Source organism: Capnocytophaga sp. (assembly GCF_030532915.1).
Lineage (GTDB): Bacteria > Bacteroidota > Bacteroidia > Flavobacteriales > Flavobacteriaceae > Capnocytophaga.
Genome location: NZ_JAUNKD010000011.1, coordinates 52,772 through 64,511 on the forward strand (window position 1 = coordinate 52,772; position 11,740 = coordinate 64,511).

Here is an 11,740-nt window from a genome sequence, read left to right on the forward strand (position 1 = left end):
AAAACACTTCCTTAATCAAAAAAAGAATTCCGTTCTAATTATTTTTCACTTTTGGGCTTTTTTCATAACTTTGTCGCTTAAACTGCATTGATATGAAAAAAATAAGTATTGCTTTATTGCTGCTATCCCCGTTGTGGGCAATGGCTCAGACTGATAATGTGCAAGGGATTTATCATTCCGGTACGTTGGGAAATGATTTTAAACTGAAATTAAATGATGACGGCACGTTTGAGCTGTTGCTCTTCACTGGAAAATACACTTCTGAATCAGGCGGAAAGGTGCAATTTTCTCCTGATAAAATCCCATCATTTATCGTTGAAGAAAAACAAAAAGGAACAACAGACTCCCTACAAATCAATTTTAAATCAGGATATAACTTATCTGAATTAGCTTTTTTTTACTTGGGATACGAACAAAACGGCGAAGTAAAATATGTTAATTTAGCCGAAGAAATCACGCCTGCAAATAATGACCTCCCTGTAAAAACGCAAAACGGAGAACTTGTTTATGAATTGGGTGATTTTCAAATTCCTAAAACGGCGAATTTGTATTTGGTAAATGCGCTTTCATCATCGCCGTTAAATAGCGGAAAAACCGAAAAAAGTGTTACCGTTGAAAAGTATCCCATCGGTAATGATGTGCGTTCGGTTGATGTGTTTTTCTCCCTTTCCGGATTGTACTCAATTCACACGAAAGCAACCGGATTGTACAATCCTGAAAAAGAGTCCTTATACATCAATGATTTTTTTGGAAGCAATGCCGTTTCGCTTTACAAAAACACGCCTGAAAACAATAAAAAAACCATAAAAAACACTGATATTCAAGAAATTAAAAACTGGAAACATTTAAAGTTTTTTGACAATGAATACGATTATCAAACCAGTGATTCAACAACGATGGCTGTTGAAACACGCATCAAATTGGAGGTCAAAAATTCCCTTTCCGAAGCCTTAAAATCTGCCAAAAAAAGCAATAAACCTTTGTTGGTTTTCTATCAACCCGAGCAAACCCAGCAGGCAAAAGAAGCTTTCAGCCAGCTGCTTAAAAATTACGAAACCGAATTGCGTTATTACACCTACGATTTGGAAACCTATGATTTGGTTGATTTTTATTTTGCCGATAAAAAAGATGAAAAATGGCTCAGAAAGAAAAGCATAAGCCCTAAAAATCAGCTTGTTTTGTTAAGCGGAACAGGCGATGTACTCTACCACGAAGCCAATCCGATGGAAACTTTGACAGAAAAAATCAGTCCGGCAAATGATTTTTTAAAAGCACTTGTAGGGATTTATTCCGCAAAAAAAACGGACGATATTCTTTCGGATAAAAAAGCCGGCATACAAGAGTTGGAAAATGCTTTCTTTACGCTTTTAAATGCCGAAATTCCTTATGCAGCGTATCATTTTTCAGCGGAAGAAAAAACACAAAACGATGAAAATCAAGACAATTACGACGCCGATTATTGGGCATATTACCTCAACTCATTGAGCAATAAAGAAAGCGTGTACAAATCAAAAACTACGCCTGAACAAGCTGAAAAACAATGGAAAAAAATGGTTGAAGCCCACCAAAATGACACCAAATTGAGCGTTACCTATGCAGTGGTTTTGAGTAAAAATTATCAGGCATATGATGACCAAACGTATGGCAAAAAAATGTTCGGAAAGGCAAAACCAATGAACAATACCGATTTGAAAGCCATTCGTTACCTGCTCAAACACAACGATGCCATTGTTGAACACAACAACAATATCAATTACGACGAAATCAGTGCGTACAAACACGAAATTAATTTCTATCCGTACGAAGTGTCTGCAATGCTAAACCAAGCGGCTGCCGATTCACCCGATTTACGCCCCCTAATAAAGCAAATTTATCAGGAAGAACAACAGAAAAACTTATCGCTGTACACTGAATTTGAAGCCTTTTTGAAAGAATATTATCCGCAAGAATACCTTTCTCATTTTTCGGATTATTACCAAAAAATGGTTTCCGCCGAGCCGTCTAACATCATTTTGTCGCTTGATAAAATGTATCCGTTGTATAAATCGGATTATAATGAATGGAGCTATTACAAAAAAAGTTTCGCCAATAATTGTAACAATGCCGCTTGGAATGTAGTTGAATCGCATTCTTCTGATACAAAATGGCTTACAGAGGCTATCAAATGGGTGGAAACCGCTTTGGAGGTCGATACTGACAGTCCGTATATTTTAGACACTTACGCCCATTTGCTCTATTACTCAGGAAATAAAGCAGAAGCCATTGAAAAACAGCAAAAAGCCGTGAAAATCATAACCAACGACCCGCAAACTTACAATCAAGGCACCGAAGACGAAATCAAAGAAACACTAACAAAAATGCAAAACGGAACACTTTAACAATGCAAAGCATCTTTACAGAAAATTACAAAGTACGAAGCACGCAAATCAATTTAAACAACCGCTTGGGGCTATACGGCGTTTTAGGTATGTTGCAAGACATCGCTGCCGAACACGCCTCGCATTTAGGTTTTGGATATAAAGAACTGATTCAGAAAGGATTTTTCTGGGCATTAACCCAACAAAAACTCAAAATGTTTGAGTATCCCAAATGGAACGAACAAGTAACCATCAAAACGTGGTCTCTGCCCGTGCAAGGCGTGTATGCCTTTCGTGAATTTGAACTTTTTCACGGCGAAAAGAAAATAGGCGAATGTGCCAGCACGTGGATAACGCTCGACATCAACACACGAAAACCGATTGATATTTCTGAAAATCAGCATCTTTTTATGCCTCGCACCGATGGCGGATTAAGGTTCAAAACCGAGCGTATTGCCCTACCCGACACAATGCGTTTGGCTTCAAAATTTAACGTAAAAGTAAGTGATTTGGACGTAAACCGACACGTAAACAACGTGAAATACGCGCAATGGGCGTTGGATATGATTCCGATGGAAGAACATACAAGCCTCATTATCAAGGAATACGACATTAATTTTCTGTCCGAAACATTTTTTAACGACCCGATGGAAGGTTACATCAGTGAACAAAAAGCCTCCGATGGAAACCCAAATGAAGTTGAAACCTATTTTTACGCTCAAAAAACCGGAGTCTCCAAACCCGCTTTCATTTCAAAATGGAAAGCCGAAAGAATCTTGTTTAGGTAATTCATTGACAATAAAACACTTACATAACAACCGACTCTAAAATGGCAATGCACAAAAAAACATAGACAGCCGGTATTTTTTGGTAAAAAACAATTTTGGAGACATATTCCTTTTTGGTAATGTGTTTCCAATGTTGTTTTGTCCTCACAATTCACAAAATATACGATAAAAGTATCAACAACTGGGAAAATTCCTCATTCCTCAAAATCAATTCTTTTGCCTTTGGCTCGTTCTTTTTTGTAGGATTTATCTACGAAATTGCGTTTGAAATCCGTGCCTGTAAAAGTGCGAACGGCGTTGCCTCGTGCTACTTGCTGGTGGTTATTCCATTGGTTTTGAGCCTGTTGTTTGAGCTGCTCGATTTCGGCGAGTTGCAGTTTTTCTTTGAGCCGCACAATGGCTAACTTCTTGTTTTCCAGTTGCGAACGCGTATCCTGCACAAAAACGCTCACTCCCGAAGGCTCGTGTGTTGCCCGAACCGCCGAATTTACTTTATTAACATTCTGTCCGCCAGCACCTTGCGACCGCACCATCTGAAACGAAATATCGCTTTCGCGGAAATCCGACTTGCTCGACATCGCCAATTCAAACACGCCGATAAACCAATTTTGCCGTTGGTGAAACTTCCTGAAAGTGGACTTGCCCACCCAACAAACCGAGCCGAGCCAATTCCCCAAAAATCCTTGTAAATCAGTACCTTTAAGCAAAATCGTAACCGATTTTAGGGTCAAATTTTCGTCTCCCTCCTCGCGGTGAATGATTTGTGGTTCGATGCCCTGCTCTTTGGCTTCTTCCAAAAAGATTTTCAGCACTTTTGCCACCACCCACTGGCACTCCAAAGGCCCTCTGCCTGAGGTTATTTGTATGATTTTTTCCATTTTTCTTTTATAAAATTTATCCGTTCATTCCGCTGAAAATCAAGCGTTTTTTCGCGTTGATTTCAAGGCTGAGCGTATGTCCGCCAAAATAATCGGGCGAGGTGGCAAGGTCTATCTCGATGCTGTCCAACTTGCCCTCGATGAAGGAAATTTCCAGTCCGCTGATGAAAATACTTTTTGCAATATCCTCATAATCCGCTATTTGCGTAAGTGTCGTGCCGTCAAAAAGTTTAGCTTTTTCTTTTTTGGCGATTTCCTTTTCCGCCCAAGCGTTAAAACCATCGACAAAATTTTCGGCGTTTAACGCAAAATCCTTGATTTTCTGCTGATTATCTTCTATCCATTGCAGATTTTTAAGCAAATCCTTTTCGGAAAATGCCTCGCTTTCAATGTTTGCGGTTACCGATTTTCCCCATAAAACCGAAATTGCTTCATATTGATTTTCAGTAATTTGCCTTACACTTTCCAAAATGATTTTTTGACTTGGGGTCGATTTTTCGGATTTTTGAGCTTTTTTCGGCAACATTTCTTCGCCTCGCAACAGTGCCATAACACGCTGATAATCCGCCATTTTCTCTTTGGTCGTCTTTGCCGATGACCAGCGATGTGCCTTATGAAAGGCTGCCAAACGATTTTCCTCAATCAAAATCAGCTCCATACTCGCCACGAGCCACTGCAAAGGCGAATAGCCCAAATAAACCACATTATCGTCCTCATCTTCTTCTTCATCAGTGCTTTGCGGTTGATTTTTGGCAGGTTCAATCATAAAAAGCGTAACCAAATCGACGTTTTTCAGCAAATAATCGTAAGCCGTGCCGACCGCCACTTCCGCAAGTTTGAACAAATCCGCGATGATGTTGTATTGTTGCAAACTGATATTGGGATACAATTGCACCTGATGTTTGTCCGCCAACTTTTGCGTAAGCTGCTGAAATTCTGCTGTTTTTGCAATGTTTTGCAATTCTTGAATAAGCGTCATTTTTTCTTCGTTTTTTATTACAAAAAATCCATAATAATCACATCATCAAGGATTTCGTAATTTTTTTCTTGTAGCGAAGTTAATACTTTTTGGCTAAACTCGGCAAACGAATCGGCAATAACAACCTCATCTGCCTCAAAATCAGCCCCCGGGAAGTGGGTGAAAACCTGTCCGTTTTTGCCGTTTTTTCCTGCGTTGAAGTCCAAAATCAGCATCGATGAGCCTTCGTAATTGGCAAAAGGAAGCCAATTTTTGTCCCAAATCACAGGTTTAATTTTGTTTTCGGCAAGGTGGTCAATCGGCTCTTCATCGGCGAACAAATCCAGTTGCAACTGCCGAGATGCAATCATCTCATCGACCGACAAAAAAGCGTTGTAACCGAGCAAAAGATATTCATAATCATTGTGTTGCTGTCCGTTGCAGACTTTTAAATACGCCTTAAAACTCTCGGGCAACGGCACGCCCACCTCACGCTCCAACCGCTCGATTTCAGCATCGGTGGCAGGTGGATTGAGGCTTTGGTACGCCTTCGGATTGATGTCTTTAATAATGGCAATGATTTTTTGCCAAATAGTATTTGTGTTCATATTTTTTAATCCTCTCCCCCAGCCCTCTAACTCCTTGTTTTTATTTACCTTATAGGTGTCGTTGAACCACTTCGTTAGGTTTCCCAAGGAGAGGGAGTAAGAGCGTATTTTGGGGATTACCAAATTATACATTCATTTTTAAATACTCAATAGCTTTTGTTATTTGCGAAAGATTACAATTGTTTAAATCAATGATTATACTATCTACATCGACACTTCTTTTGATGTTGTTCAGTATGTAAACTGACAAAATATTTTCCTCCAAAAGGAAAGTTATGTCTTTGTAATAAGCATAAATAAAATTTGTTTGGTCGTTAAACTCAAAATAAATTTCATCTTGATAAGATAAGCGACTTATTGCTATATAATTTTCATCTGAAATAAAGGTAATTTGAATTATTTCGTCCCAATATTCTTTTGAATTAATATCTAATTCTTTAACGATGAAATTTAACGATGTTTCTCTGTTTTTCTTCACGATTTTACTTTTATTTAACCACATAGGGACATAGGTTTTAAAAAAAATTAGGTTTGTTATTCTCTAAACTCGTTTAATTTCTTTTCAATAAAAGCAAAATCGTTCATTGCCTTGTCCTTATCTTTGGCTCGGTCGTATTTTGCAATCCATTTCATAATTCCAAATTTATAAAATTCAAAACCCTCTGGTGTAAGGTCTCCATATTTGATTGCAATATCATCAGTTACCTTTTGTCCTTCTTCCAAAATATTACGAGTTGTAAAATTATTATTCTGTAAAAAGGTAACGTAATTTGCAAAAAATCTACGCCACGATTCTTTGTATTCTTCTGTTAAAGGTGGGATTTTTTCCATTTGAGTTATCCAACCTACCTTGTCTAATAATTTTTCTTTATCCATAACGTAACAACATTTCGCATTCCCCTTACAAAATTACAAAAATAATTCATTTCGTGTTGCTAAATAGTAAAAGGCTCGGAACGGCTGTTTTTACCTTTGAAAAAACTTTTTAGAAGTTTGGAACTTCTAAAAAGTTGGACTTTAAAAAACATAGAACATTAACAATTTAACTAATAAGGGCGAAAAATTTTCGCCCCCACATTATTCATTGTTATTTGTTCGTTGAAAATCTGTTATTTACCTGATTTCTGATAGAATTTTTCTGTTAAATAAAAAACGGTATCGATAAAATACAAAATATTGTCTTTTGTCAGCACATTTTCATCGTGTAAATCTTCCAATATTAATCCCAAATCATCGTGTATGTAATCATTATTACGGATATTTTTAAAATGATTATATTCTAACAATTCTTTGAGTTTTAATAAATCTGTCGATTCATTTGCTTCGACAAACCGCTGTTTCACCACAGCAAACAATTCATTATCAATAAGTTTAAAACCCAATAAGATGTAAGCGGTTGATTTGAAAAAATAGTTATGAACAAGCAAACTATTAAAATAATCTAACCATTTTTCGTAAAAAATGCCACTATTTAGTTTTATGATATAATCCCTATCAAAAAAATACACTTTTTGCTCTGCTCCTTCCGTAATATAATGAGCAGGATTTATATCCGTATCATACCACAGCCGATTTTCTTCGATAAAACCAATCAGTTTATTTTTTTCTTGGTTTTTGAAAGACTTTGATTGCGAATGTTCTTGGCTTGTGCTTTCATTTTCTCTAAGGAAACGCTGGACTGCTTTGATAAGAGTTGTTGTGCCAGAAAGTCCATCTCCTTCAATGATATTTTGTAATTCATATTTTGTGCTTTCATCTATCATCTGTATTCGTTCGAGACTCTGCAAAGATACGCAATTTTTGGCAAAGTTATGTTTTTGGAAACTTCGTGTGTAGCGACAACATCTATTTTCCCTCACAATCAACCAATAAGGGCGAATTGCAATTCGCCCCTACATTATTCATTGTTATTTGTTCATTGAAAATCTGTTATTTACCTGATTTTCTAATCGCATTTTTTGGTTAAATTTTCTGCCCCTCTTTTAATGCCTTATTGGTAATTGTTTTTATTTTAGTCATTCATTTCATCATAATAAACATTGATTTTGGGCAGCATTTTTTGTATTTCTTCGTATTGTTTTTTAGAAAATCCTGTTCCACTTAATGAAAGTGATCCGCTCCATTTGATTTTTTTGATGGAAGCCGTAAATTTATTCCAATCAAGCGGATTGCTTGAAAAAGAAACATCTTTTAAATTCGGATTCGATGCCAAAACTTCTGGAAAATCATTAAATTGATTGCGCAAAAAGTCCACCTTTTTCAATTTTTTCAGTGTTGAAATGGATTTTGGCAAGGTAGAAAGCAACGAATGTGTAACTATAAATTCTTTAAGTTCCGGTAATTGTGCAAACAAATCAGGGATTTCCTTTATTTTGCGTTCTCCTTTATAATTGCCTGAAATATGCAAAACAGACAACTTATTCAGACCAAAAACCTCCTTCGGAAATGCGGAAAATTCTGCATCCTCTAAACTTAATTTTTCTAAATTTTTAAGTTGCGAAAAAGTATCGGGAAGCTCCTCCAAAGGATTGTAATAAGAGGCAAAATCTTCCAAAGCAACTAAGTTTGAAATGCTTGGAGGTAAGATTTTTAGCTCATTTTTCTTTAATTCGAGTTTTTTCAGAACGTTGTTAGGCTTTTTAATTTCAGGAAAACTTTCTATTTCAAAATGACGAATTTCCAAACGCTCTAATTGCGACCCTTTTTCTAATATTTCTTGCAAAAAACGAGCCTCTAATTTTGCTTTTGTCCTTGAATAATTGGCTTCCAAACTAAGACTTTTCAATTCAGAGAAATTGATTTTTTTTAAATCCTCAAAAGCATTTAGTCGAATTGTTTCTCCGTTTGTTTTCGTAATATTTATGGTCGCTGGGCTGCCCATATCTGTCGTAACAATATGCGGATATTCCTCATAATGTTGGTTATTTCCTGCTTCTCGTTTTTCAAATTCAGGAACTTCCATTGCCTTTGGTATCGGTGGCGGTAATGCTGTATCTTGTTTCTTTTTTTTCTGTGCAAAGCCTGAAATCGAGAAAAGTAAAAATGTTACAGCTAAAAAATATCTTTTCATTACGCGTGTTTTTAATATAAGTTTCATATAAAAAAGTGATTTTATTTTGTGATATTCAACTATTTAATAAGATTTTTCTGAATGCTATCTACCGACAAAAAAACAAAATTTTTCTGCATAAATTACGCTAACCTTTCTCGTATTCGATAAAAAGTCCTAAACCTAACGGATAGGAATATTTTTCGTCCAAAACGTGCATTTCCTTTGTAAGGGCAAAATATTTTTTGCCCTCCGATGAATTGATAATCAACAACTAAACATTAGAAATGACCCACATAGGGACATTGATATATTTGGAAAATTCCCTATTTTATAAAATTAAAACTTCCTCCAACGGACATTCAAAATATCCCCATTTGTGCCAATTTTCCTTTAACCACTGTGTTTCAATGGCAAAGGTTGTCTTATCTTTTGAAAGTGCCTCTGACGGAAATACACAAAAAACCAAACCAGCTTTATAGCCCGTACAAACAACAAGCCCCAACTCTCCGAATAAATCACAAAGCAAAAAATCTACAATATTTTCATAAGGATACGCCCCTTTACATCTAAATTTCGCTCCTCTAAAAATATTTTCTTCTTGATAATCAATCAATTTGGTCATCGTTTTATGTACATTTAATATTATGCTTTCCTGATAGATTAATTGCTTTTTTTGAACTCCACCGATATAAAACGCTCCTAAATGCGTTCTTTTTGAATCTAAATATTTCTTTCGTGTTGTGTATCAAAAGCAAATTTATTGTTTATACCCAAAAATCGTAAAAATATCGCCTTGTTTTTCGTACGGAATGTGGTGTTTTTCCAAAGCAGCTTGTATCACATCGGAAAAATCCGCAACGGCATCAGGCAATAAATACCCTTGAAACATCCTAAATTTGGCGTGAATTTTAAGCCATTCTATCGCGAAACTTGCTGAAAAACAATCTTCCGACCAATCACCTGCATAACGCGGAATACCCTCAAAGTCAGGTGTTTCCTGCTCCTCATTCAGGAAATATTTGACGATAAAAGCAGGTCTGTGTTCCAGTGCATTCATCGATTCACGCAATTTTTTCCATTTGGTTTTGTTCATAAAACTCTGTAAATGATTGGTTTGCACATAACGAGCCACCTTTTCGCGAAAAGTTTTTTGATGGGCAAAATCGCCACGATGTATTTTTTGTTCCAGCGAATTTTTGAGTTTTTCGCATTCCGCCTCACCATAAGCCACAAAATGCCGCAATATCTCTTCATTTTTAAAAACAATCAAATGAAAATACTTGCCGGTCGGAACGATTTCAAGCCTGATTTTGGGTGATTTGTTCTGCATTTTTATTTTTTACTGAATTTCTCAAACAAGAGGCGTTGGCGGTCGATATTTTCGTTAATTTGCTGTAAAACAGTAGCTTCATCGATTTTTCCTGTTGCACCGATTGCCAACAATTCCAAATAGCGAATCAGCACCAGTGTTCGCCAGTTAAACTCCTCTTTTTCAGAAGTATTGTAACGCTCCAACTGCTCCAAACTGTTTTGTACGAGCATTCCGTCACGCTTTTTTTGCAAAAATTTGGCGTGGTCGTCGTCATCGTCCCATTCCGAACGCACCTCGGTAGTCAGATACTGCGAAATTTTAGCCTTTTCCGCCTCGTCATCACTCAAAAAATAACGCAAGGCATAGCTCGGCTGCACAAAAGTCCATTGATTAAAATTGCCGTTAAACGGAATTTCGGTCATAAAATCAAGAAGCGTATTCACCGCCGTTAAGTTATTGGTATACAACAGACTAAACAGCAATTCGTTGGCTTTTTCCAAATTGGCGGCACTGGTTTTGGAGAATTTTTTGTCCAACGACTCTATGCTTTTGATTTGTTTAGTGGTAAGTCCGTCTGTGGTAAGTAATTTTTTGAAAATCATAAGTTTGTATATTTTTTGTTTGTTTTTCAGATTGTAAAAATAGGTAATTTTTGTGTATCTGTGTCGTTATTTTTGTTTTTAGCATCAAAATTGCCTGTCGAGGCTTTCGGTGATACGCAATGAATTGCGTATTTACGGAGGAACGGATATATCCGTTCCCTACTTGACGATTTCCAAACGGTGGATTTTGCGATACGCAATGAATTGCGTATTTACGGAGGAACGGATATATCCGTTCCCTACTTGACGATTTCCAAACGGTGGATTTTATCGTTTTGAATATCAAAACCCATCGTTCTGGTTTCGGATTTGATGGCTCCGTTTTTGGTTTTCAGCACAAAACCTACGCGAACCTCAAAATAATTTTTGTTGTTGGTGCGTTGTTTTTGCCATAAACACTTAATTTCCTTGTTTTCTTGGACTATTTTTTGATAAAACACCTTGATTTTTTCCAATCCGATGTATTCCTCGTCTGTATCGGTGTGAATTTCGGCATTTTCGGCAAAAAACGGATAAAAATGCTCCAAAATCAACGGATTTTGCGGTAAAACTTCCCATTTTTCAAAAAAATCGCTGACCAAATCCTGCAATTTTTGCACCGCATCGGGTTGGTATTTCGGATGAAAAACCACCAATTTTCCTTTGGGATATGCACCCTGCCAACCGCACGGAAACGCCCCTTTTCGGTACGCCTTAAACACCTGATTCCACAGCGGATTATTTTGTTTGTGCTTGATATTCAGGTAACAATTGAGCAAATCGTATTCCACCTCATCGTAATACGCCTCAAAACCAGCCTTTTGCAAAGCCTCCAAAATGTCCTTCTGCAAAACTTTCCATTCGGTTTCCTGACTATCACGCGGAAAAGTCCAATCCAAATCGTTTTTCTCGCGTAAATCCAGCCAAACCGTCTCATTATCATCATTATACAGAAACGCCTCGGCTTGGTCTTTATCGGTCAGCATTTTCCAATCCACCGCCGAAATCGGCTCAAAACTAAATAAATGATTGTCAATTAAATCGATAATCGGTCGCATATTTTATTGATTTTTAATTATTTACAAAAACAATCCACGAGGTGGTCATTGACCATTCCTGTTGCTTGCATATGGGCATATATCACGGTGGAACCCAGAAACTTAAAGCCTCGTTTTTTTAATTCTTTGGCGATTTTGTCGGAAATTT

14 protein-coding genes are annotated in these 11,740 nt (G+C 36.9%); 2 read left to right on the plus strand and 12 right to left on the minus strand.

Annotation, left to right across the window (positions count from 1 at the left end):
- Nucleotides 1-92: 92 nt before the first annotated feature.
- Together Q4D72_RS05005 and Q4D72_RS05010 are read left to right on the plus strand one after the other, a co-directional pair.
- Nucleotides 93-2,378, plus strand: a complete 2,286-nt coding sequence (locus tag Q4D72_RS05005; RefSeq protein ID WP_303076460.1) for a hypothetical protein — start codon at nt 93-95, stop codon at nt 2,376-2,378.
- A 2-nt stretch (nt 2,379-2,380) separates the two neighbouring features.
- The gene (locus Q4D72_RS05010) at nt 2,381-3,145 is read left to right on the plus strand and encodes an acyl-[acyl-carrier-protein] thioesterase (protein WP_303076461.1); all 765 of its coding nucleotides are present in this window, start codon (nt 2,381-2,383) and stop codon (nt 3,143-3,145) included.
- A gap of 194 nt (nt 3,146-3,339) precedes the next feature.
- Here Q4D72_RS05010 and prfH read toward each other — a convergent pair whose 3' ends face one another.
- The 12 genes from prfH to Q4D72_RS05070 all read right to left on the minus strand — a co-directional run.
- Nucleotides 3,340-4,023, minus strand: a complete 684-nt coding sequence (gene prfH / locus Q4D72_RS05015; protein WP_303076462.1) for a peptide chain release factor H — start codon at nt 4,021-4,023, stop codon at nt 3,340-3,342.
- A gap of 16 nt (nt 4,024-4,039) precedes the next feature.
- A complete protein-coding gene (locus tag Q4D72_RS05020) occupies nt 4,040-5,002 on the minus strand; it encodes a hypothetical protein (protein WP_303076464.1) in 963 nt (320 codons plus the stop codon).
- Between the two features lie 17 nt (nt 5,003-5,019).
- Nucleotides 5,020-5,589, minus strand: a complete 570-nt coding sequence (locus tag Q4D72_RS05025; protein WP_303076466.1) for an SMI1/KNR4 family protein — start codon at nt 5,587-5,589, stop codon at nt 5,020-5,022.
- Nucleotides 5,590-5,713: 124 nt separating this feature from the next.
- Nucleotides 5,714-6,091 carry a hypothetical protein gene (locus Q4D72_RS05030; protein WP_303076468.1) on the minus strand — a complete coding sequence of 126 codons (378 nt, stop codon included), beginning with the start codon at nt 6,089-6,091 and terminating at the stop codon, nt 5,714-5,716.
- Nucleotides 6,092-6,123: 32 nt separating this feature from the next.
- Nucleotides 6,124-6,465 (minus strand): hypothetical protein, encoded by a 342-nt coding sequence (locus Q4D72_RS05035; protein WP_303076469.1) that lies wholly within the window; start codon nt 6,463-6,465, stop codon nt 6,124-6,126.
- Between the two features lie 233 nt (nt 6,466-6,698).
- Nucleotides 6,699-7,352 carry a hypothetical protein gene (locus Q4D72_RS05040; RefSeq protein WP_303076470.1) on the minus strand — a complete coding sequence of 218 codons (654 nt, stop codon included), beginning with the start codon at nt 7,350-7,352 and terminating at the stop codon, nt 6,699-6,701.
- Between the two features lie 248 nt (nt 7,353-7,600).
- Nucleotides 7,601-8,659 (minus strand): leucine-rich repeat domain-containing protein, encoded by a 1,059-nt coding sequence (locus Q4D72_RS05045; protein ID WP_303076471.1) that lies wholly within the window; start codon nt 8,657-8,659, stop codon nt 7,601-7,603.
- A 310-nt stretch (nt 8,660-8,969) separates the two neighbouring features.
- Nucleotides 8,970-9,263, minus strand: a complete 294-nt coding sequence (imm45, locus tag Q4D72_RS05050; RefSeq protein ID WP_303076472.1) for an Imm45 family immunity protein — start codon at nt 9,261-9,263, stop codon at nt 8,970-8,972.
- 135 nt (nt 9,264-9,398) lie between these two features.
- Complete coding sequence (locus Q4D72_RS05055; RefSeq protein WP_303076473.1) at nt 9,399-9,971, minus strand: DUF6678 family protein; 573 nt, start codon at nt 9,969-9,971, stop codon at nt 9,399-9,401.
- 2 nt (nt 9,972-9,973) lie between these two features.
- On the minus strand, nt 9,974-10,555 hold the full coding sequence (locus Q4D72_RS05060; protein WP_303076474.1) for a DUF6707 family protein: 582 nt from the start codon (nt 10,553-10,555) through the stop codon (nt 9,974-9,976).
- Between the two features lie 239 nt (nt 10,556-10,794).
- The gene (locus tag Q4D72_RS05065) at nt 10,795-11,592 is read right to left on the minus strand and encodes a hypothetical protein (RefSeq protein WP_303076475.1); all 798 of its coding nucleotides are present in this window, start codon (nt 11,590-11,592) and stop codon (nt 10,795-10,797) included.
- Nucleotides 11,593-11,609: 17 nt separating this feature from the next.
- On the minus strand, nt 11,610-11,740 hold a 131-nt coding region (locus Q4D72_RS05070), incomplete at its 5' end, for a DNA-3-methyladenine glycosylase I (RefSeq protein ID WP_303076507.1).